This is a genomic window from Microlunatus kandeliicorticis (genome assembly GCF_014137855.1).
Classification (GTDB): domain Bacteria; phylum Actinomycetota; class Actinomycetes; order Propionibacteriales; family Propionibacteriaceae; genus Microlunatus; species Microlunatus kandeliicorticis.
In genome coordinates this window covers 435436-455317 of sequence record NZ_JACGWT010000003.1, presented here as the reverse complement: position 1 = coordinate 455317, position 19882 = coordinate 435436, and the positions used below count along the sequence as shown (strand labels likewise).

Here is a 19882-nt window from a genome sequence, read left to right as displayed (position 1 = left end):
CGCGGCTCAACCGCAGTCGATCCAGCCGCGCGGGGTGACCAGCGTGCTCACCCGGCGGTCCCACGGCTCGGTCGGGAGGGTCTCGAGCACCTCGTCGTCGTCGAGCAGCAGCACGGTCGGGACGCCGGGGGTCGCGTGGGCCAGCGCCCGGTCGTACCAGCCGCCGCCCCGGCCCAACCGGTCACCGTGCCGGGTGCCGGCCAGCCCGGGGAGCATGATCAGCTCGGCCCCGCCGAGCGCCTCGGCGCCCTGTGGGGCGGTGGTGGGCCCGACGATCCCGAAGCCGCCCTCGGCCAACCGGTCCGGGCCGGCGTAGAGCGCCCAGTCCGGCTCCGGCAGCCCACCGGCCCGGTCGACCGCCGGCACCACCGGGAGCAGCACCTCCACTCCGGCGGCGGCGAGCCGACCGATCAGCTTCACCGTGTCGGGCTCGGGCGGCGCGGACAGATAGCAGGCCACGCAGGCGGGCGCGGTGGCGGCCAGCTGCGCGCCGAGCACCGCAAGCCGGGCCTTGTCCGACCGGGCCCGGAGCGCCTCCGGGCGGTCCCGGCGGGCGGCCAGCAGCTCGCGGCGCAGCGCTCGCTTGGCCGCGGTCGGGTCGTCGCTCACGGCCCGGTGAGCTCGAGCAGCCGGTTGTCGATCAGCCGGGTGCTGCCGACCCGGACGGCCAGCGCGAGCAGAGCCGGACCGCGGTGGTCGGCGCCGACCGGCGCGAACGTCCGCGGGTCGACGAGGGCCGCGTAGTCGGTGGCCACCCAGGGCGAGGCGGCCTCGGCGGCGGCCAGCACCCGTCGGCCGGCCCGCAGCGCGCCTTCGGCGTCGGTCTCCCAGGCCGCGGCGGTCAGGGCCCGGGAGAGCGCGACCGCGTCGGCCCGCTGCTCGGGCGTCAGGTAGGCGTTCCGGCTGGACAGCGCCAGCCCGTCCGGCTCGCGGACGATCGGCGCGCCGACGATCTCGACCGGCACGTCCAGGTCGGCGACCATCGCCTCAATGCAGGCGAGCTGTTGGGCGTCCTTGCGGCCGAACACGGCGACGTCCGGCGCGACCAGGTGCAGCAGCTTGAGCACGATGGTGAGCACGCCGTCGAAGTGCCCGGGGCGGCTGGCGCCCTCGAGCACCGTGCCGAGCGCCCCGGCGCTGACCCGGACCTGCGGGTCGGTGCCGACCAGGTCGGCGGCGGTGGGGGCGAAGACCAGGGCGACGCCGGCCGCCTCGCACCGGGCCAGGTCGTCCTCGATCGGTCGCGGGTAGGCGTCGAAGTCCTCGGTCGGCCCGAACTGCAGCGGGTTGACGAAGATGCTCACCGCGACCGCGTCGGCGCGGCTCCGGGCCTGCTCGACCAGCGACAGGTGCCCGTCGTGCAGCGCGCCCATGGTGGGGACGAAACCCAGCCGACCGGTCAGCTCGGGCCGCAGCTGGGCCAGCTCGGCCCTCGACCGCGCGACCCTCACCGTCGCCTCACGCCGGGTCGGCGGGCAGGTCGAAGGTGTGCTCAGGTCCCGGATAGGTGCCCTCGGCCACCTCGGTGACGTAGGCGCGGGCCGCGTCCCCGAGCACGGTGCCGAGCTCGGCGTACCGCTTGACGAATTTGCCGGTCCGCGGGGTCAGACCGGCCATGTCCTGCCAGACCAGCACCTGGGCGTCGGTGCCCGCCCCGGCGCCGATGCCCACGGTGGGGATCGGCAGCTCGCGGGTGATCTCGGTGGCCAGCGGCCCCGGGACCATCTCGAGCACCACCGCGAACGCGCCCGCCTCGGCCACCGCCCGGGCGTCCGCGCGAACCCGGTCGGACTGCTCGCCGCGGCCCTGCACCCGGTAACCACCGAGGCCGTGCTCGGACTGCGGGGTGAAGCCGATGTGTCCCATCACCGGGATGCCGGCGGCGGTGATCGCGGCGATCTGGGCGGCCATCCGGACCCCGCCCTCGAGCTTGACCGCGGCGCAGCCGGTCTCCTTCATGAACCGGGTGGCGGTGGCCAGCGCCTGGGCCGGCCCCTGCTCGTAGGAGCCGAACGGCAGGTCGGCCACCACCAGCGCGCGGCTGGTCGAGCGGACCACCGCGGCGGCCAGCGGGATCAGCTCGTCGACCGTGACGGCCAGGGTGCTCGGATAGCCGTAGACGGTGTTGGCGGCGGAGTCGCCGACCAGCAGCGCCTCGACGCCCGCCTGTTCGAAGATCGCCGCGGTGGAGGTGTCGTAGCTGGTCAGCATCGCCCAGCGCCGGCCCTCGCGCTTGGCCGCCTGGAGGTCGGGGATCCGGACCCGTCGAGGCACGGCGGTCAGCCCTGCGCGGCGCGGAGGGCGCCGACCGGGGTGGCCGCCCGGTCGTCGAGCGACTCGGCCGGGTCGGAGCCGACCCCGAGGATCGCGTTCTGGCGGTCGACGTGCACGACGGTCGGGGTGAACGTCCGCGCCTCGGCGTCGTCGAACTGGCCGTACGAGATGATGATCACCGTGTCGTCCGGGTGGATCCGGTGGGCCGCGGCGCCGTTGACGCCGATCACCCCGGAGCCGGGAACACCCTCGATCACGTAGGTCTCGAGCCGCTCGCCGTTGGTCACGTCGACCACCGAGACCTGCTCGCCGGGGAGCAGGTCGGCGGCCCGCATCAGCTCGGCGTCGATGGTGAGCGAACCGACGTAGTGCAGATCCGCGTGGGTCACCGTGGCCCGGTGGATCTTCGACTTGAACATCGTCCGCATCACGACCCACGAGTCTACGTGCAGGCCCTAGCGTGACGGTCATGAGCGATGACGCCGGAACGCCCGCCGGCCCGCCGTCCCGGCCGAAACCCGACCCGGTGCGCGAGCAGCTGCTCGGACAGCTGGCCGCCCAGCGCCGGCACCTGCTCGACGCGCTCGACGGGCTGGACGAGGAGACCGCCCAGCGGGTGCTGTTGCCCTCGGGCTGGACGCTGCCCCAGCTGCTGAGCCACGTCACCCACGACGACGAGCTGTTCTGGGTCAGCGGGGTGCTCGGCGGTGATCCGCGCGCGGCCGAGCTGCTGGCGGCGAACCAGGACGGCTGGCGGCTCGGGGCCGGGATCAGCGCCGCGGACGCCGTGGCCGGCTACACGGCGGAGTGCGGCCGGAGCGACGCCGTGCTGGCGGGGATCGACCTGGCCGCCCCGGTCGCCTGGTGGCCCGACGGGTTGTTCGGCGACTGGCGTCCCGCGACCGGCACCGAGGTGCTGGTGCACCTGCTGGTCGAGACCGCCACCCACGCCGGCCACGCCGACGCCGTCCGCGAGCTGATCGACGGCCGCCAGCACCTGGTCCTGGACTGAGAACGCGCGCTGAGCCTGTCGAAGCGCGCCGGGGAGCTCGCGCGCCGGGAGCATGCGCGCTGAGCCTGTCGAAGCGCGGCGGGGGAGCACGGCCCTGGCCCTTCGACAGGCTCAGGGCCCCGGGTGGCCACTGGGGGACGCGCGCTGAGCGCAGGGCACGGGGTGGTCGCCGAGGAACGCGCGCTGAGCCTGTCGAAGCGCGGTCGTCAGGCCTCGGGTTCGGGCGGCGTCTCGGCGCCCTGCTTCTCGTCCCGGTCGGCCCACTCCAGCAGCGGGGCGATGGAGAAGACGGCGTCGTCGATGCCCGCGTGCAGGTCGCCGAGCTCGGCGTAGCGGGCCGGGACGGTGGCGATGGTGAAGTCGCGCGGGTCGACGTCGTCGATCTCCTCCCAGCGGACCGGCGTCGACACGGTGCCCTCGGGGTTGCCGCGGACGGAGTAGGCGGCGGCGATGGTGTGGTCGCGGGTGTTCTGGTTGTAGTCGACGAAGACCTTCGACGGGTCGCGGTCCTTGCGCCACCAGGTGGTGGTCGCGTCGTCGGTGCGCCGCTCGACCTCGCGGGCGAAGGCCAGCGCGGCCCGGCGCAGGTCGCCGAACCCGTGCTCGGCACCGATCCGGACGTAGACGTGCAGCCCGTTCCCGCCCGAGGTCTTCGGCCAGCCGACCGCCCCGAGCTCGTCGAGCACCTCGTGGGCCACTCCGGCCACCCGTTGCACCCGGGCGAAGTCGCACTCCGTCCCGGGGTCGAGGTCGATCCGCCACTCGTCGGGCTTCTCCACGTCCGCACGGCGGCTGTTCCACGGGTGGAACTCGACGGTGGACATCTGCACCGCCCAGACCACCATGGCCGGCTCGGTGACGCAGAGCTCGTCGGCGGTCCGCGCATACCGCGGGAAGGTGACCCGTACGGTCTCCACCCAGTCCGGGGCGCCGTGCGGCAGCCGCTTCTGGTGCACCTTCTCGCCGTCGGTGCCGGTGGGGAAGCGGTGCAGCATGCACGGTCGTTCGTACAGCGCCCGGGTGATCCCGTCGGCCACGTCGAGGTAGTAGTGGGCGAGGTCGAGCTTGGTCTCGTCCCGCGCGGAGAAGTAGACCCGGTCCGGGTTGGTGATCTTCACCGTGCGGCCGCCCACCTCGAGCTCGGCGGCGGGCGGCTTGCTGCTGGCCATGTCCTCACGCTACTGGTCGGCACCGACGCCGGTGGGCGACAAGGACCCGCACCCCGGCGCCGAGGTCCGCGGCTCGGCCGTGGTCGAACACTAGGGTGGGGCCCATGCCCCTGTTCGGTCGACGACGCGACTCCGAACGGCCGCTGGTCGAGCGCACCGAGCGGCCGGCGCTGCCCGCCCCGCCCGCCGACACCGTCGACGGGCTGCGCGCGATGGCCGACCACCGCGACTACCTGCTGACCTGCGTCGACCCGCTGCCGCCGTTCAGCCAGCAGCTGCTCGACGCGGTCGGGCTGTGCCTGTGCGAGGACGTCAGCGCGGCGGTCGACCTGCCCGGCTTCGACAACTCGGCGATGGACGGGTACGCCGTCCAGGCGCACGACGTCGAGACGGCCTCGAGCGACACCCCGGTCCGGTTGCCGGTGGTCGGGGAGATCGCCGCCGGCCAGGTGGCGCCGCACCGGCTCTCGCCCGGGTCGGCGATGAAGATCATGACCGGCGCCCCGCTGCCGCCCGGCGCCGACGCGGTGGTGCCCTACGAGGCGACCGACCGCGGCGAGCGCGAGGTCGCCGTGGTCGAGCCGTCGGTGCTCGGCCAGCACGTGCGCCGGCGCGGCGAGGACGTCGCCGCCGGCACCGTGGTGCTCCGCGAGGGCCAGCGGCTCGGCCCGCGGGCGATCGGGCTGCTCGCCGGCATCGGCCTGGACAAGGTGACGGTGCGGCCGCGGCCGCGGCCGCGGGTGGTGGTGGTCTCCACCGGCACCGAGCTGGTCCAGCCCGGCCACCGGCTCAGCAGCGACCGGGAGATCTACGACTCGAACTCCTACCTGCTCGCCGCGGCGGCCAAGGCGGCCGGCGCGCAGGTGTTCCGGGTCGGGCTGGTCGACGACGACCCGGCCGCGGTCAAGCAGCTGATCTCCGACCAGCTCGTCCGGGCCGACCTGATCCTCACCAGCGGCGGGATCAGCGAGGGCGACTACGACGTGATCAAGCAGGTGATGCCCGAGCTCGGCGCCACCGACTTCGCCCGGGTCGCGATGCAGCCGGGCAAGCCGCAGGGGTTCGGGCTGATCGGCGAGGACCGGGTGCCGATGATCATGCTGCCTGGCAACCCGGTGAGCAGCTTCGTCTCGTTCGAGGCGTTCGTCCGGCCGGTGATCCGGCGGCTGATGGGTGCCACTCCCTACGAGCGCGAACCGGTCCGCTGCCGCGCTGCGCACCCGATGCGGTCGCTGCCCAACCGGCTACAGTTCGCCCGCGGGCTGGTCGAGAGCGACCGCGACGGCGGGCGGGCGGTGTCGCTGGTCGGCGGACCGGGGTCGCACCTGCTCGGCGGGCTGGTCCGGGCGAACACGCTGGTGCTGCTCGCCGAGGACGTCGACTTCGTGGCCCAGGGCGACGAGGTGGACGTCTGGCTGCTCGGCGACGAGTGAGCGGTGACCACGGACCCGACGCAGCCGGCTGACCCCGCCCGGCTGCCGCACCTGACCGAGCGCGGGGCCGCGCGGATGGTCGACGTCAGCGACAAGCCGGTCAGCGTCCGCACGGCGACGGCCAGCGGCCGGGTCCGGCTGTCCGCGGCGGCGGTCGCCGCCCTGCGGACCGGCGAGGTGCCGAAGGGCGACGCGCTCGCGGTGGCCCGGATCGCCGGGATCCAGGCGGCCAAGCGGACCCCCGAGCTGATCCCGCTCTGCCACCCGTTGATGATCACCGGGGTGGACTGCGACGTGACCGTGGTCGACGACGGGGTGCTGATCACCGCGACGGTCCGGACCGCCGAGCGGACCGGGGTCGAGATGGAGGCGCTGACCGCGGTCAGCGTGGCCGGGCTGGCGATGATCGACATGATCAAGGCGGTCGACCGCGGGGCGGTGATCACCGACGTCCGGGTCGAGGCGAAGACCGGCGGACGGCGCGGTGACTGGGTCCGCGACCCGGGGTCCGGCGGTGGCTGAACCGGCCGGCGAGCGGCCGACCGCCAGGGTGGTCACCGCCTCCGACCGGGCGGCCGCCGGGGTCTACGAGGACCGCTCCGGCCCGATCGTCGTCGAGGCACTGGCCGGGCTGGGGTTCGCGGTCGAGCCGGCAGTGGTGGTTCCCGACGGGGACCCGGTGGGCGCGGAGCTCCGACGGGCCGTCGCGGACGGCGTCGCGGTGGTGGTGACCACCGGCGGCACCGGGATCGGCCCGGCGGACCGGACGCCCGAGGTGACCCGGGCGGTGCTCGACTACGAACTGCCCGCGGTGGCCCAGGCGATCGTGGCGCACGGGCTGGCCCAGGGCGTCCCGACCGCGGTGCTGAGCCGTGGTGTTGCGGGGGTGGCCGGCCGGACGCTGGTGGTCAACCTGCCCGGCTCGCGCGGCGGCGTCCGGGACGGGATGGCGGTGCTCGGGCCGGTGCTGCCGCACGCAGTGGCCCAGCTGCGGGGCGAGGACCATTGATCGGCCAGTACGGCACCCACCGGTGGCCGGTCACGCTGACCCACGGCCGGGTCACCCTGCGGCCGATGCGGCTCCGCGACGGAGCCGAGTGGGAGCGGGTGAGGCGGCGGAACCTCGACTGGCTGCGGCCCTGGGAGGCGACCATGCCGCCCGGGTCGCAGGCCGGACCGCACAGCTACGGCGCGCTGGTGCGGATGCTGACCAAGCAGGCCCGCGAGGGCCGGATGCTGCCCTGGCTGATCGTCTACGCCGACCCGGACGGCCGCCAGCAGCTGGTGGGGCAGCTGACGGTGAGCGGGATCGTGGCGGGCTCGGCGTCCTGGGGGCAGGTCGGCTACTGGATCGATCAGCAGTGGGCCGGCCGGGGGATCGTCCCGACCGCGGTGGCGATGGCCTGCGACTACTGCTTCCGGGTGATGCGGCTGCACCGGATCGAGGTGGCGATCCGGCCCGAGAACGGCAAGAGCCTCCGGGTGGTGACCAAGCTGGGCTTCCGCCCGGAGGGGTTGCGGCCGCGCTACCTGCACATCGACGGCGAGTGGCGTGATCATCTGGTGTTCGCGCTGAACGCCGAGGAGGTGCCCGAGGGCATGATCAACAGGTGGGAGCGGCTGCGTCCGTCGGCGCCCGCCTGACCCCGTCCCGAAGCCGAGCCCGCGCTGAGATCTCCCTGATCACAGGGTGTTCCGGCCGACACACCCGCCAGCGTCACCGGGGGAGCGGGGCGCAGCACCTAAGTTCGTCGTGTGAGCATGACCGGCCTGATCTACGCTGCCATCGCCGTGGCCTGGCTCGCCTTCCTGATCCCCACCTACCTCCGTCGCCGTGATCACGAGTCGCGGGCGGAGACCGATCCGCGCGAGCGCTTCTCCGACTCGGTGCGGATCGTCCGGTCCGGCACCGCGCCGGTCCTTGATCAGGATCTGACGCCGATGGTCGCGGTGGAGATCTCGACCCCGATGACGCGCCGGGCGGCGATCCGCGAGCTCCGCCGGATGGAGCTGGTGGCCGCGGGCCGGCGGCGACGGGTGCTGTTGATCTTGATGGCGGTGGTCACGCTGGTGCTCGGCGCCTGCGCCGGCCGCTTCATCGACTGGGCCTGGCTCGCGGTGCCGGGCGGCCTGCTGGTGGCCTTCGTGGTGGTCTCGCGGTTCAGCGTCCGCGCGATGCGCCGCAACCTCGACGCACGGTTCGCGCGGATCTGCCACGGCAACGACGAGAAGACCGTCTTCCTGCGCCGGACCGACCTGAAGCTCAAGCCGCAGACCCAGCCCGCGGTCGTCGCCGCGGCCAGCCCGGCGTCGGCCAACACCGTGGGGCTGTGGGACCCGCTGCCGATCACCATGCCGACCTACGTCTCGAAGCCGCTAGCTCCGCGGACTGTCCGCACCATCGACCTGAGTGCTCCCGACGTCACGTCGTCGGGCCGGCTCGGGCTCCCGGTCACCGCCGACGGCCCCGCGGTCGGCCTGGTCCGGCCGACCGTTCCGACGGTCGCCGAGGCGCCGCGGACCGCCGACGAGCAGGACCTCGGCCGGGCGGTCGGCGAGTAGCCGCAGCCTCCGGCGCTCGACTCGGAGGCAGGGGCGGGTCGGTGCTACTCTGGTCGCCGCACTCCGGCCGTCAAGGCCGGACGGCGACCCATCCGGGGCTATGGCGCAGTTGGTAGCGCGTCTCGTTCGCAACGAGAAGGTCAGGGGTTCGAATCCCCTTAGCTCCACCAGCATTAGAACATATGTGTGAAAACCGCCCCTGTTACAGGGGCGGTTTTTGCGTTCGTCGGTACATCAGCATCGACACTGTCGGCGCTCGAAGTCTGTGCGCGACCCCTGTTACAGAATTTCGAGCTTTGTCCCCGGATGGTCATCGGTACATGGTTTCCGGCCGAACGCTGACAAGGGTGGCATGTACCGATACTGCTTCATGTATTGGCGAGAAGTGACTAGTCGTCCATCCCGCTCAGGAAGCTCTCTGCTTCGAGGTCTTCTCTGCGAGCATCCGATTGGTATGATTTAGCCACCTTGCGAAGGATTCTCGCTGTTTTCGGTGACCCGTCCTGCAACTTTTGTGCCAAGTCGCTATACTTTTCAACCAGCTTACGTTCTTGCTCGCCGCCTTCTCCGAGGGCTCGCGTTGTAACGCCCCGGCCGTTCACGATTGCGAGAAACAATCCTGAGGCAATGGCATCAGTCTCGGCTGCTTCAATGACCTCTCTTACGGCCGTCCCCGGCCAAGTTCCATCTGGATCAGCAGGCGATGAGGCGAGGACTTGTCCAAACTGATGTAAGCCGCTGCGATAGCGATCTCGTTCGTGCAGCAGCGGCGTTGCCTCCTCGAGCCACGTGGCTAGGGCTTTCGCGTCCATAGCATTTCCGTCAAACCCGGGCGGGACATCCCACGCTTCGAGTAACCGATACCCGTTCATTGCCATGGTCTCGCGATTGGCTGGCTCCTGCATATTTTCCGCGTCCTCTTCGCCGTCGTGCCGTCGGTAGACCGTCGAGATGACCTCAACAAAAAACTTCGGATCCTTCGCCAGTTCCTCAAAAAGTACAGGCACACTTGGGCTGTACCCGAGCGCAGGCAGGAACTGCCACTCGAGACGACCCAGGCGGGTTGCATCAAGGCTGGATCGATGAGTCTCGAGGACTTCAAACAAAGACTCATAATCATACTGGCGTAGAGCGTCCAACTCAGGGTCGGCCGTATCGGTGGCCAGCCTTTCGAGCACGTTCATGAGGAGAAAAAGTTGTGCCGTCGACACCTCGAAATCGCTTCTCGTCAAGTAGACTTCAAGCAACTTCGCAGCAGCTGCATTACGGCTATTAGCTATCAACCCAGTCGCGGCACGTTCAATGAAAACAAAGTTATTCCCCAAGCCGTAGGGGGCGAGAAGTGGGACCAGAAGACTTTTGCTACCTCCGCGTCTTGTTCCGCAGTGTCGGCGGACCTGGGAAAGTCCCGACTGAGTAGCAGAAGCAATGCTCGTTGGTATGCTGACAATTCAGGGCGCTTCGTCAGCAGGCCTTCAAGCCAATCCCAACCTTCATCCACGAAGCGTCGAGCAAAGTAGCGCTCGGCAAGTTGACGCTCAGCTGCCGATGCACTGAGCTTGAGGCTCTCCAGGAGCTCATCATCGAAGATTGGGCGCGCCCCACCGAGGGACCACCCAACAGCCTCAGGTACTCGGACGTTTGAAACTAGTTGTGATATCTGGGTCAGGCCCTCTGAATCAACAATTGAAGCAATCGCTTCTTCACGTTTCTGTTCCAGTAATGCTTCGTATGTGTCATAGTTATCCAGAATGCGAGCCCCTTCCAAATGTGGAGACCAGTCTTGGAAGAGCCACTCGTGTTGTGCGTGGGGCTCTGGGGGCGCCAGCTTTTCTATCAGGTCGTCAAGTTTGACAATCTCCTCTTCGGGAAGTGACCAAGCAGCTTCCGGGAACTCGCGGTGATCAGCAATCACTTTTCGGACATGACTCCATAGCTTTGCCCGATCGGACCCCGAGGTGAGATTTGGAATCTGTCCTTGGAAGCTAGCTCGAATCTTCTCTCGATCACTCGGTGCGAGATTCGCATATCGATCAAAGATTTCAGCCCAACGATCCCAGTCGTTTCCCGCATCCTGTATACAACGATTAAGTACCTCGGCGATGAACCCCCAGTACTCGGCAGCCGGTACTGATGTCTTGTCGGGCTTCCACTCCCGGTACTCAGGGCTGCGTGTCGGGAAGTGGACACTGCCGTGAGCTTCTGGCAGAAGTGCCAATCCAAGCTTCCAAGCGCGATCAGGGTAGTTCTTGCGGATGTTGTCGAACACCATCAAGCGGCTTCCGGGCGAAGCGGCCGTGTCGGGATGCCAGGGTCGCAAGATGTTGAGAAGAGAGTTGGCCGGCCGGTTGGCCTGTTGACCTCCAGGGTCGACCAAATCGAGCTTACAGAGCAAGTCGACCGATTGACTGAAGTACTCACTTGACCATGCAGTCGTCTCAAGTCCCCACAGCACATGCGTATGCATTGAACTCGTGGTTAGGGGGTGACTATCTGGACCATCAGAGAAGAAGGCTCGCGCTACAACTGCGTTGCCGATGAGAGCCTCCTCCACAGCATCAAGGAAGGCTCCTGGTGCTGCTTCAGCAAGGAGCGGCAGTTGCCCGGCAATCGATGCCCAGCCTCTGCCGCTCTCGTCGGAGTTGGCTGCGGCAAGCAGTGTCCTCACAATGCTCGATGCCCAGTCGGCACCCGAATGAACGGTTCCAACGTCGTCGTTACCGAGCGTGCCGAGCAGCGCAAGGCTCCGAGCTAGGCCACGCGTTAACTGCGGCGAGTACTTCTTACCTGTTCCTGATATCGACGTGCGCCACCAACGTTCGCCCGGATCAATGTCGAGTGTAGGATCTCCTTCACCCAGGACCGTCACTGCGACGGTCTCGAATCTCTTAAAGTCCTCCTCTTGCAGCGAAGATTTCAAGAGCAACCAGGCGTCGACCGGTGACACGAGTGACCAAGTTGACCCTAGTCCCGTGATGAATGGGTCGTCCGCTAGAGCGAGATCTGAAACGCGATTATGAAGTCCGTCGTCCGATAGCCCTGTTAGGAATTTAAGTTGGCTGCGGTCTCCATCGCTTGCGTCGTTCCAGCGGCCGGCTAAGAGAAACCCTTTCACATCCCGGTGAACCGCGCCCTTTGCCCAGCGTGGTTGATGAAGTGCTGGCTTGGATGCGATGCGGCGACGAAATGCGCTGAGACTTCGTCGAGCTAGCTTGCCCAGTTGTTCCGACCTTCGGAGGTCGGAGACGCCGGACGTTCTCAACGATTCGGCAACGGCTTGGCTATCGACGGGTCCTAAGCTAATGTCCCCACCCTGACCGTCGGTAGGGACAAGTACGGCATGTATATTCCCTGAGCCAACATCGTCCGCAAACGATGGATCGAGGGGTACGAGTATTTCTGGGTGGGGAGCCCGCAACAGTCCCCGCCAGGTGGTGGGATCCTCGACAAATACAAGACGTGACAGCACACCGTCGTCCCCCTCATCATCGCACTTCACAGCAAATGCTGCGATGAAGGCACAAATCTCTTCGACGGACGATCCAGACACTGTCGTCACGGATCGACTCTGTACGACTTCACGGATTTTATGTACTTGTTCGCCCCTACCAGCAAGCACGACGCCTGGAGAAAGGGCGGGCTCCGTGGCCCCTGACCAAGCCGCCCAGAATGATGATCCTGTCCTAAGCCCGTCTGGTCTCAGTCCGAGCTCTTCGGAAAACCAGGCCCAGGTGAGTGGTGCAGACTCCAGCCATGTCGCGATGTCGTCCAATCCATACGCCCGCACCTCCTTCCACCTTCCATCGGCTTGGCGATCCATCGCCCACTGATCTCTCGAAGCCCAGGTCCTCATGATTGCTTCGATGTAAGTAGCCTCGGCTGTTGGGCTCCCGTCGGGCGTATCCTGACGCTTCAAGTAATCATCTGTTGCCTTGGTCCCGGGGCTCTTGTTCACGGACAATTCCCACACTGACAATCCGGCTGGCACCCAAGGTGAGGCGGCCTGCGCATAGACGGTCCCATCCCATCCACCAACCGAGACGCCTTCGTCCGCCGACATGCCAAGACGAAGAATGCCTGCTCCGGTCTCGAGAATCAATCGACGAATCAGACGAGGTAGTTGAGTTTGGGCCTGGACTGAGTCTGCCCAGGCTTTGAGTTGAGAACGGTTGGCATAGCCGGGTTTCATGAGCGCCTCGTAATCAGCGAGCTGGTCTGAAGTTGCGGTTGATGTTTTGTTATTTTACAGCTTTTAAGGAGGGCATGAAAGTGCTCGCGCTGGCGATTTTGAAGTATTTCACCGGTTGTACATCGCTTAAAGTTGGTTGCAAAATCGGGGGGGGGGGGGGTATCGTTATAGCCAATGCCCCGACTCACCAACCAACGCTACCTGCAAGACCGCCTGTTGGTTATAGATGCCTGGCTCGCCAAACCTAATTTCTTCTCCTGCCTGTCGTCGAAAGACCAGCGCAGCCTCCACGACTTCTACCGTCCCAGCCACGATCTGTCCGACCAGGAAGCCATCGTTCACCGGCAGGTCGTCTCGCGCGTACACCCATCGTTGCCGCAGCGCGCCGGTCGCGCCTTGCAGTCGCTGCACCAGGCCAAGGCAGAACAACGGCCCGCCAACTCGGCCCAACCACTTGCGACTTCCGGCCGTCGTCGGGTTCCGAGCTCGACGTTTCGAATCACGGTGCACCCGCGGCTCCGACCGGATCCAGACCCAAGGCAGTTGTTGCCGGCCATGCGGGCGCTGCTCGACCAAGAGCAGCGTCGACTCGACGACGAGCGGGCCGCTGCCGGAATGGACTAGCGTTCCCACGGCTTCCGCATCGGGACGCCGTACCGGACGAGCTTCCGTCGGACGGCTTCGGCGTCACAGCCGTAGCGCTCGCCGAGCCGGTGGCAAGACCAGCCGTCCAGGTAGAGCTGGGCAGCCTCAGCAAGCTGGCCGTCCGGGACGCCCTGGCGGCGGAGCTCGACGCCGGCCCGGCGCAGCTGCGCCGCCACTGTGGTCCGGTGCATCCGCCAGCGCTGCGCGAGCTCACTCATGCTGATGCCGGCCTGGTACTCCGCCGCCAGCACCGCGGTCTCGTCGTCGGTCAGGCGGCGCTGCAGCTGATGCTGACGGGGCGGCTCAGGCGCCGGATCGGACTCGTCGCGGACGGCCGTAGCAGGGGAGCAGAGGGAACGAAGCTTGAGCAGAAATTTCGAGCTTGCCCCTGTTAGGACCACACTTCGCTCGACATCTCCTATCGCGGCTCTCACGTCGATTCCCGGTTCCGCCGGTCGCGATCATCTCCGTGGTGGCACGCACGGCGCATGGCTCGCCGGGCTGTTCAGCGGGTCGCCTCGTCCGCGGCTCGTCGATTGGCGGCCACCGTCTCGTAGTGGGTGACGGCCCAGGCCGAGAGCGCCATCACCACGTCGAGAAGGCTCCGGCCCAGCGGCGTGAGGGCGTACTCCACGCGGGGCGGGACCTCCGGGTGGGCGGTGCGGGTGACGAGGCCGTCGCGGGCCAGTTGCTGCAGGGTGAGGGTCAGCATGCGCTGGGAGATGCCCGGCACCACGCTGTGCAGCTCGGTGTAGCGCAGGGGTCCGTCGCGCAGGGTGCCGATGATCAAGATGGTCCACTTGTCGCCGATCCGGTCGAGGACCTCGCGGATGAAGCCGCTCTCCTTGGGCCACCCCGAACAGACCCCCGCCTCGCGGACCGGCGACGGGTGCACTCCCGCTGCTGACGTCACGTCCGACCCTCCGTCCACGCACACCGGTGTGCCCACTGCTGCGAACACCGATGTGCCTTTTGTAAGCCTCCTCCGAGGGGCTCATCATCGCATTACGCACAAAGCGTGCGGTTGCGCCTTGATGGTAGGTCCAGATGTCTTCAGCCCTAGATCCTTCAGTCACCTCCAGCACACGGGTCCGGGTCGACGTCTGAACCGACCTCACCTGCCCCTGGTGCTATCTCGGCGAGCACCGACTCGTCCGGGCGATCGAGACCAGCGGCGTGGCCGCGCAGATCGTCCTGCACTCCTTCGAGCTGCACCCGGAGTGGCCCACCGGCACCACCGAGCCGCTGCTGCAGGTCGCCACCCGCGCCCACGGTGTCGGTCCTGAGCAAGCACGGCTGAGGGAGGAGGCGATGGCCCGCCAGGCCGCCGCCGAGGGCCTTCCCTTCGTCGTCGACCGTCCCGTCGGCAACACCTTCGCCGTGCACCGGGTCCTCCAGCTCGCGAACGAGCGAGAGGTCGGCACCGCCTTCTTCACCGACCTGCAGGCCGAGTACTTCGCCGGGCGCAGCAACCCCGTCGACCCCGAGCAGGTGGTGGCCGCGGCGGCGCGTCACGGCATCCCGGAGGGCGACACCCGGCGGGTGCTCGCGGGCCACGCGTACGCCGACGACGTCCACGCCGACGAGGCGCAGGCCCGGGAACTCGGCGTCACCGGTGTCCCGTTCGCCGTCCTCGGGGGCCGGCTGGCCGTTGCCGGGGCGCAGAGCGTCGAGGTGTATGCCGACGTCCTCGCCCGCGCCGCTGCAGGGGTCTCGGCGTGAGCACTCCCGCACCGAGCGGCCGGCGGCCGGCCCTGGAGCTCGACCTGTCGAGGGTTCTCGAGCTCACCGAGCTCGGGACCAGCTGCGGCCTCGACGGCACCGGTGACCCGCCGCTCTCAATCACTCCCGACCTCACGACCGACCTCACGACCGACCTCACGACCGACCCCAGAGAAGGAAGCTCATCCATGCGTGCACTGCAGATCACCGAGTACGGCGACAACAGCGTCCTGAGCGTCACCGACGTCTTGCTGGCCGCTCCCACCGGCGACCAGGTCCTGATCGACGTCGAGGCCGCCGCCTTGAACCCGCTCGACGCGACCCTCCGCGCCGGCTACGCCCAGGCGCTCATGCCGCTGCACTTTCCGGCCACCCTCGGGGGTGACGTGGCCGGCGTGGTCGCCGCGGTCGGTCCGGACGTGACCGGTTTCGCCGTCGGCGACCGCGTCTACGGCAACGCCTACACCCTGCTCGGCGGCAGCGGCGCGTTCGCCGAACGGGCCCTCGTCCCGTCCGGGAACCTCGCCCGGATCCCCGGCGACCTGAGCTTCACCGACGCCGCCTCGATGCCGGTCGCCGGGACCACCGCGGTCGAGGCCATCGACCACAGCCTGAAGTTGCGACCCGGTCAGAAGGTCTTCATCAGCGGCGGCTCCGGCGCGGTCGGATCCGCGGCCGTCCAGCTGGCCAAGCTCCGCGGGGCGCACGTGGTCACCACGGCCAGCGGAGACGGCCTCGATCTCGTCCGCGAGCTCGGTGCGGACGCGGTCTTCGACTACACCTCCACCGACTTCGCCGAGCACCTCCGCGACGTCGACGCCGTCCTGGACGCCGTCGGTGGCGCGTCGCTGGAGAAGTCGTACGGCATCCTCAAGCGCGGTGGCACCCTCGTCACCGTCATCGGTGAGATCGACCAGGCGAAGGCGGACTCCCTCGGCCTGACGGTCATCCGTCAGGGTGCGCAGTCCGACGGCGTCCTGGCCGAGCTCACCGGCTACCTCGCCGACGGCGCCATCACCCCGCGCGTCGGTTGCACCTTTCCGTTGGAGGAGGCTGCGGCGGCCTTCGCCGCGATCGAGAGCCGCAGCGTCCGGGGCAAGATCATCGTCGTCCCCTGAAGCAGTGCGGTTCCGGTGCGCCGGACGGGTCAGCCGATCCAGGCGGCCCAGCTCGGCCCGGCGTCGATCTCGAGGGCCCGGAGGTAGACGCTCGCCTTGCCGTAGAAGATGTAGACGGCCTCGCGGTAGATCTGGTGCTGGACGAACGGCGAGGCCACGAACCCGTCGCCCCGGTCGATCCGCTCGGCCCGCAGGTCGGCGTCGCTCAGTCGCTCCAGGGCCGCCTTCATCGCCGCGTCCTGCACACCGAACCAGGTCCGGAAGGCCGCGACGGTCGAGCGGTCCGGCGGCTCGACCTCGACGTGGTCCCAGTCGAGGTCGAAGGTGGCGAAGGAGTGGCTGTAGACGCCCTGCAGGTGGCCCAGCTCGACGAGCAGCCCGGCCAGGGTCGGGTTGCGTCCCGGCAGCGCGAACGACAGCTCGGCGTCGGTCAGCAGATCGAGCAGGTGATCACGCATGCTGTGGTGGCCGCGGATCTCCGCCTCGAACAGGTCGTCGCTCGGGTCGCCCATCTGCGCAGTCTGGCACCGCGGCACCGCCGCGCAGCCGATGATCGACAGCCACGGCCGACAGTGCCACGCTCGGATCGTGGAGACCGAACCGATCGACAAGTGGGTCCGGGGCAGCGTCGGGGACACCGTCGTGGTCGACACCCGCACACCGCTGCTGTTCTGGGAAGAGACCTTCCCGGTGCCGAACTACGCCGTCGACCGCGCGGACGTCCGCCTCGACCTCCTGGTCCCCACCTCTACGCCGGCGCCGGCCGGGTTCGACTTCTTCGAGCCCCACGGGCCGGTCTCGGAGGTCTTCGACCTCGTCATCGGCGACCGGCGGGTGCCGCGGGCGGCCTGGCGGCGTGACGACCCGGCGCTCGGCGACCGGATCGTGCTGACGTGGCGGCCGGCGTCGATCGACTGGCGCGAGGAGGACGAGGTCGTCGCCGGTCACCCGCGCGATCCGCACAAGCGCGTCGAGGCACTGGCCAGCAGCCGGCACGTCGTCGTCTCGGTGGACGGCGAGGTCCTGGCCGAGAGCCACGCACCCGTCCTGCTCCTCGAGACCTCGCTGCCGACCCGCTTCTACCTCCCGGAAGCAGATCTGAGGCCCGGGCTGCTGGTCGCCAGCGACACCCGGAGCCACTGCCCGTACAAGGGGGTCGCGGATCGCTACTGGAGCCTCCGCGACCGCCCGGACCTCAGCGACATCGCCTGGTCCTACGCCGAGCCCTACCCGGCCGTCCAGGCCATCGCGGGCCGGATCGCCTTCTACAACGAGCTGATCGACATCACCGTGGACGGGGTGCGGCTCGACCGACCGACCTCGCCGTTCAGCACGCGGGAGCAACGGCCTAGGGCCGACGACCCCGAAGGCCGCGATCCGGACGACGACGGCCACCGGATGCGCCATGCTGCGACCTGACCCCCGGTCCTGAGACCCGGGACACGAGCCCCCCCAGGAGGGTGCTGATGACCGTCGAGGAACGACTGCGCGAGCTGGGACTCCAGCTGCCCGCCTGTCCGGTCATGCCGCCGAACGTGCGCGTCTGGTTCAGCTGGGTGCGCGTCGTCGGGACCCGGGTGCTGGTCTCCGGGCACGGCGCCCAGCAGTCCGACGGCTCACCGATGGGGCCGTTCGGCCGGGTGCCGGACGTGGTCTCGCTCGAACAGGCGCAGCAGTCGGCGCGCGTCGCCGCCCTGTCGGTGCTGGCGAGCGTGCGTCAGGCGATCGGCGATCTCGACCGCATCGAGGCCTGGCTGAGCGTCAGCGGCTTCGTCAACGCCCAGCCCGGTTACCCGGCCACGACGGCGGTGGTCAACGGGTTCTCCGAGGTCGTCCTCGACGTCTTCGGCGAGCAGGTGGGTGCCCACGCCCGGACGGCCATCGGCGTCGCCGCACTCCCGCTCGATCTGCCGGTCGTCGTGGCCGCCGACCTGCAGCTCGCCACCGACGCCTAGCGCCGGGCGGCCCCTCAGCCGAGGGTGCTGCCGCCGTCGACGAGCAGCTCGCTGCCGGTCATGCCCGAGCTCGCGGGCGAGACCAGGAACAGCACCGCGGCGGCGACCTCCTCGGGCCGGAGCAGGCGGCCGAGCGGCATCCCGGCCGCGATCTGGGTCAACAGCGCGTCCGGGTCTTGAGGGGCGAGCCCCTTGAGCCCGGGGGTCTCGGTCGGCCCGGGCACCACGGTGTTGATCCGGACGCCGCGGGGCGCCAGCTCGAGAGCCCAGGTGCGGGTCATCACGGTCAGCGCCGCCTTCGACGCGCCGTAGACGCCGAAGCCCTGCTCGGTGCCCCGGGCCGACGTCGAGCCGGTGACGACGATCGCCGCGCCCTGGTTGAGGTGCGGCAGCGCGCCGCGGACCGTCAGCGCGGTGCCGCGGACGTTGGTCCCGAAGGTGCGGTCGATGTCCTCCGGAGTCACCTCGGTCAGGGCACCGAACTCACCGACGCCGGCGTTGGCGTGCACCGCGTCGAGCCCGGAGCCGCGCGCGGCGACCGCCTCGAACAACGTCGCCACCCCGGCGGGGTCCGAGGCGTCCGCCCGGACCGCGGTCACGCCGTCTCCCAGCTCGGCGACCACCGCGTCGAGGGCCGACTGTCGCCGGCCCGACAGCACCACGTGCGCGCCCTCGCCGACGAGCGTCCGCACTACGGCCAGGCCGATCCCCGACGTCCCGCCGGTCACCAGCGCCGTCTTGCCTTCCAGCACCCCTGTCATGTCCTGTCCCTCCAGACATATTGTTGACTGACTGGTCTCAAACTAGCCCGTAATAGACCGATCAGTCAAGAACTCGTCAGGAGGACGCCATGCCGCGACCACGCTCGTTCGATGAAGCCGAGGTCGTCGCCCGCGCCCGCGAGGCGTTCGCCGAGTCCGGCTTCGCCGGGACCTCACTGGACACCCTGCTCGAGGCCACCGGCCTGGCGCGCCAGAGCCTCTACAACGTCTTCGGCGGGAAGAAGGAGCTGTTCATGCGCGCCTTCCTCGCCGACACCGCCGAGGCCCTGGACGCGGTGGAGGCGATCCGGCACGGGTCTCAGAGCCCGATCACCCGGATCCGGGCCCAGCTGGTCTCGGTGGCCGTCGAGCACGGTGCCGCGCAGGCGCCGCCGTCGCTGTTCACCAAGGCGGCCGTCGAGCTCGCCGGCCGGGATCCGGCCGTCGCCTCGACGGCGGCGGCCGCTTTCGAGACCATGCGGACGCATTACGCCGCCTGCATCGCCGAGGCCCAGCAGGCCGGGGAGATCGACGAGAGCGCGGACGCCGACTCGCTCGGCGCGTTCTTCTGCGCGCTGATCGAGGGGATGGAGACCCTCGGGGCGGTCGGCCTCTCCCGCGCCACCCTCCTCGACATCGGCATCACCAGCCTGGCCGCCGTCCCGGTGACGCCGCTCGGCCGGGGGCGGCTGGGGACCGCCGACGGCGACTGGACCTGATCGCGTCCGCCGCCGGCCCGGGCAGCCGTGCCGAGCGGCGCGGCCTCCGCGCTCGGCGCGGGGTGCCGCGTGATCGAGGTGGCTGGGCGAACCTGCTGTCCGGCTCGGCCGAGGACGCAGGGTGCGACGATGGCTCGGTGGTGGTGACGTCCGCGAGATCTCGCCCGCTCCGGCGGTCGACGCCCGAGGTTCCCTCCGGCGCACGCAGTGTCACCTTGCCGCAGGCCGGCGGGTGTCGCCCTGCGCTTCGCGCAGCAGCGCACCCGCGGAGGCACGACAGGTCGCCGGGCGTCACCACCACATCCGGCACCAGATGCCCGTTC

General features: G+C 69.3%; 22 protein-coding genes, 1 tRNA gene and 1 pseudogene. 13 read left to right on the top strand and 11 right to left on the bottom strand.

Features of this window, described 5'->3' with window-relative positions:
* Positions 1 to 6: 6 nt before the first annotated feature.
* From FHX74_RS11205 to panD, 4 genes are read right to left on the bottom strand one after another with little or no spacing between them, the layout of a single operon-like run.
* Complete coding sequence (locus FHX74_RS11205) at positions 7 to 609, bottom strand: 5-formyltetrahydrofolate cyclo-ligase (protein ID WP_182560183.1); 603 nt, start codon at positions 607 to 609, stop codon at positions 7 to 9.
* A complete protein-coding gene (gene panC, locus FHX74_RS11200; protein WP_182560182.1) occupies positions 606 to 1451 on the bottom strand; it encodes a pantoate--beta-alanine ligase in 846 nt (281 codons plus the stop codon). Before panC ends, FHX74_RS11205 begins: the two co-directional genes overlap by 4 nt.
* Positions 1452 to 1458: 7 nt before the next feature.
* Positions 1459 to 2274, bottom strand: coding sequence for a 3-methyl-2-oxobutanoate hydroxymethyltransferase (gene panB, locus FHX74_RS11195; RefSeq protein ID WP_328823766.1), 816 nt, complete (start codon positions 2272 to 2274; stop codon positions 1459 to 1461).
* Between the two features lie 5 nt (positions 2275 to 2279).
* A complete protein-coding gene (gene panD / locus FHX74_RS11190; protein ID WP_235970632.1) occupies positions 2280 to 2702 on the bottom strand; it encodes an aspartate 1-decarboxylase in 423 nt (140 codons plus the stop codon).
* A gap of 41 nt (positions 2703 to 2743) precedes the next feature.
* Here panD and FHX74_RS11185 point away from each other — a divergent pair, with 41 nt between their 5' ends.
* A complete protein-coding gene (locus FHX74_RS11185; protein ID WP_182560180.1) occupies positions 2744 to 3286 on the top strand; it encodes a mycothiol transferase in 543 nt (180 codons plus the stop codon).
* A gap of 206 nt (positions 3287 to 3492) precedes the next feature.
* Here the strand turns inward: FHX74_RS11185 and ligD are convergent, their stop codons facing one another.
* The gene (ligD, locus tag FHX74_RS11180) at positions 3493 to 4455 is read right to left on the bottom strand and encodes a non-homologous end-joining DNA ligase (protein WP_182560179.1); all 963 of its coding nucleotides are present in this window, start codon (positions 4453 to 4455) and stop codon (positions 3493 to 3495) included.
* 104 nt (positions 4456 to 4559) lie between these two features.
* On the opposite strand from ligD, the gene glp reads away from it, so the two are divergent.
* From glp to FHX74_RS11150, 6 genes are all read left to right on the top strand, one after another.
* Positions 4560 to 5888 (top strand): molybdotransferase-like divisome protein Glp, encoded by a 1329-nt coding sequence (gene glp, locus FHX74_RS11175; RefSeq protein ID WP_182560178.1) that lies wholly within the window; start codon positions 4560 to 4562, stop codon positions 5886 to 5888.
* A gap of 75 nt (positions 5889 to 5963) precedes the next feature.
* Positions 5964 to 6410 carry a cyclic pyranopterin monophosphate synthase MoaC gene (gene moaC, locus FHX74_RS11170; protein WP_220483861.1) on the top strand — a complete coding sequence of 149 codons (447 nt, stop codon included), beginning with the start codon at positions 5964 to 5966 and terminating at the stop codon, positions 6408 to 6410.
* Positions 6403 to 6897 carry a MogA/MoaB family molybdenum cofactor biosynthesis protein gene (locus FHX74_RS11165; protein ID WP_182560176.1) on the top strand — a complete coding sequence of 165 codons (495 nt, stop codon included), beginning with the start codon at positions 6403 to 6405 and terminating at the stop codon, positions 6895 to 6897. Before moaC ends, FHX74_RS11165 begins: the two co-directional genes overlap by 8 nt.
* Positions 6894 to 7532 (top strand): GNAT family N-acetyltransferase, encoded by a 639-nt coding sequence (locus FHX74_RS11160; RefSeq protein ID WP_268926004.1) that lies wholly within the window; start codon positions 6894 to 6896, stop codon positions 7530 to 7532. Before FHX74_RS11165 ends, FHX74_RS11160 begins: the two co-directional genes overlap by 4 nt.
* A 117-nt stretch (positions 7533 to 7649) precedes the next feature.
* Positions 7650 to 8450: a divisome protein SepX/GlpR gene (gene sepX, locus FHX74_RS11155; protein ID WP_456238307.1), complete on the top strand. Its 801-nt coding sequence runs from the start codon at positions 7650 to 7652 to the stop codon at positions 8448 to 8450.
* 94 nt (positions 8451 to 8544) lie between these two features.
* A tRNA-Ala gene (locus FHX74_RS11150) sits at positions 8545 to 8620 on the top strand.
* Between the two features lie 219 nt (positions 8621 to 8839).
* On the opposite strand, the gene FHX74_RS11145 is transcribed toward FHX74_RS11150, so the two are convergent.
* Positions 8840 to 9661: a hypothetical protein gene (locus FHX74_RS11145; RefSeq protein ID WP_182560174.1), complete on the bottom strand. Its 822-nt coding sequence runs from the start codon at positions 9659 to 9661 to the stop codon at positions 8840 to 8842.
* 68 nt (positions 9662 to 9729) lie between these two features.
* Positions 9730 to 12639 (bottom strand): hypothetical protein, encoded by a 2910-nt coding sequence (locus FHX74_RS11140; RefSeq protein WP_182560173.1) that lies wholly within the window; start codon positions 12637 to 12639, stop codon positions 9730 to 9732.
* Between the two features lie 174 nt (positions 12640 to 12813).
* On the opposite strand from FHX74_RS11140, the gene FHX74_RS11135 reads away from it, so the two are divergent.
* Positions 12814 to 13263, top strand: coding sequence for a hypothetical protein (locus FHX74_RS11135; RefSeq protein WP_182560172.1), 450 nt, complete (start codon positions 12814 to 12816; stop codon positions 13261 to 13263).
* Here FHX74_RS11135 and FHX74_RS11130 read toward each other — a convergent pair.
* Entirely contained in the window at positions 13260 to 13535 is a 276-nt protein-coding gene (locus FHX74_RS11130; protein ID WP_182560171.1) for a hypothetical protein, read from the bottom strand. The genes FHX74_RS11135 and FHX74_RS11130 overlap by 4 nt on opposite strands.
* Before the next feature lie 254 nt (positions 13536 to 13789).
* Positions 13790 to 14197 (bottom strand): winged helix-turn-helix transcriptional regulator, encoded by a 408-nt coding sequence (locus FHX74_RS11125; RefSeq protein ID WP_328823765.1) that lies wholly within the window; start codon positions 14195 to 14197, stop codon positions 13790 to 13792.
* 209 nt (positions 14198 to 14406) lie between these two features.
* On the opposite strand from FHX74_RS11125, the pseudogene FHX74_RS11120 reads away from it, so the two are divergent.
* Together FHX74_RS11120 and FHX74_RS11115 are read left to right on the top strand one after the other, a co-directional pair.
* Positions 14407 to 15006: pseudogene (locus FHX74_RS11120) on the top strand (DsbA family oxidoreductase); the annotation flags it as partial.
* A gap of 188 nt (positions 15007 to 15194) precedes the next feature.
* Positions 15195 to 16124, top strand: a complete 930-nt coding sequence (locus tag FHX74_RS11115) for an NADP-dependent oxidoreductase (protein WP_182560170.1) — start codon at positions 15195 to 15197, stop codon at positions 16122 to 16124.
* 29 nt (positions 16125 to 16153) lie between these two features.
* On the opposite strand, the gene FHX74_RS11110 is transcribed toward FHX74_RS11115, so the two are convergent.
* A complete protein-coding gene (locus FHX74_RS11110) occupies positions 16154 to 16636 on the bottom strand; it encodes a hypothetical protein (RefSeq protein WP_182560169.1) in 483 nt (160 codons plus the stop codon).
* 76 nt (positions 16637 to 16712) lie between these two features.
* On the opposite strand from FHX74_RS11110, the gene FHX74_RS11105 reads away from it, so the two are divergent.
* A complete protein-coding gene (locus FHX74_RS11105; RefSeq protein WP_220483763.1) occupies positions 16713 to 17543 on the top strand; it encodes a DUF427 domain-containing protein in 831 nt (276 codons plus the stop codon).
* 47 nt (positions 17544 to 17590) lie between these two features.
* On the top strand, positions 17591 to 18079 hold the full coding sequence (locus FHX74_RS11100) for a RidA family protein (protein ID WP_182560167.1): 489 nt from the start codon (positions 17591 to 17593) through the stop codon (positions 18077 to 18079).
* A gap of 14 nt (positions 18080 to 18093) precedes the next feature.
* On the opposite strand, the gene FHX74_RS11095 is transcribed toward FHX74_RS11100, so the two are convergent.
* A complete protein-coding gene (locus tag FHX74_RS11095; protein ID WP_182560166.1) occupies positions 18094 to 18840 on the bottom strand; it encodes an SDR family NAD(P)-dependent oxidoreductase in 747 nt (248 codons plus the stop codon).
* A gap of 89 nt (positions 18841 to 18929) precedes the next feature.
* On the opposite strand from FHX74_RS11095, the gene FHX74_RS11090 reads away from it, so the two are divergent.
* Positions 18930 to 19559 (top strand): TetR/AcrR family transcriptional regulator, encoded by a 630-nt coding sequence (locus FHX74_RS11090; protein WP_182560165.1) that lies wholly within the window; start codon positions 18930 to 18932, stop codon positions 19557 to 19559.
* Positions 19560 to 19882 lie beyond the last annotated feature (323 nt).

Excerpts from the sequence above, each read along its gene's own strand:
- FHX74_RS11095 (WP_182560166.1), bottom strand. The coding sequence starts at position 18,840 with ATGACAGGGGTGCTGGAAGGCAAGACGGCGCTGGTGACCGGCGGGACG.
- FHX74_RS11100 (WP_182560167.1), top strand. The coding sequence starts at position 17,591 with ATGACCGTCGAGGAACGACTGCGCGAGCTGGGACTCCAGCTGCCCGCC.
- sepX (WP_456238307.1), top strand. The coding sequence starts at position 7,650 with ATGACCGGCCTGATCTACGCTGCCATCGCCGTGGCCTGGCTCGCCTTC.
- FHX74_RS11185 (WP_182560180.1), top strand. The coding sequence starts at position 2,744 with ATGAGCGATGACGCCGGAACGCCCGCCGGCCCGCCGTCCCGGCCGAAA.
- FHX74_RS11115 (WP_182560170.1), top strand. The coding sequence starts at position 15,195 with ATGCGTGCACTGCAGATCACCGAGTACGGCGACAACAGCGTCCTGAGC.
- ligD (WP_182560179.1), bottom strand. The coding sequence starts at position 4,455 with ATGGCCAGCAGCAAGCCGCCCGCCGCCGAGCTCGAGGTGGGCGGCCGC.
- panD (WP_235970632.1), bottom strand. The coding sequence starts at position 2,702 with ATGCGGACGATGTTCAAGTCGAAGATCCACCGGGCCACGGTGACCCAC.
- FHX74_RS11090 (WP_182560165.1), top strand. The coding sequence starts at position 18,930 with ATGCCGCGACCACGCTCGTTCGATGAAGCCGAGGTCGTCGCCCGCGCC.
- glp (WP_182560178.1), top strand. The coding sequence starts at position 4,560 with ATGCCCCTGTTCGGTCGACGACGCGACTCCGAACGGCCGCTGGTCGAG.
- FHX74_RS11135 (WP_182560172.1), top strand. The coding sequence starts at position 12,814 with ATGCCCCGACTCACCAACCAACGCTACCTGCAAGACCGCCTGTTGGTT.
- moaC (WP_220483861.1), top strand. The coding sequence starts at position 5,964 with ATGGTCGACGTCAGCGACAAGCCGGTCAGCGTCCGCACGGCGACGGCC.
- FHX74_RS11110 (WP_182560169.1), bottom strand. The coding sequence starts at position 16,636 with ATGGGCGACCCGAGCGACGACCTGTTCGAGGCGGAGATCCGCGGCCAC.
- FHX74_RS11140 (WP_182560173.1), bottom strand. The coding sequence starts at position 12,639 with ATGAAACCCGGCTATGCCAACCGTTCTCAACTCAAAGCCTGGGCAGAC.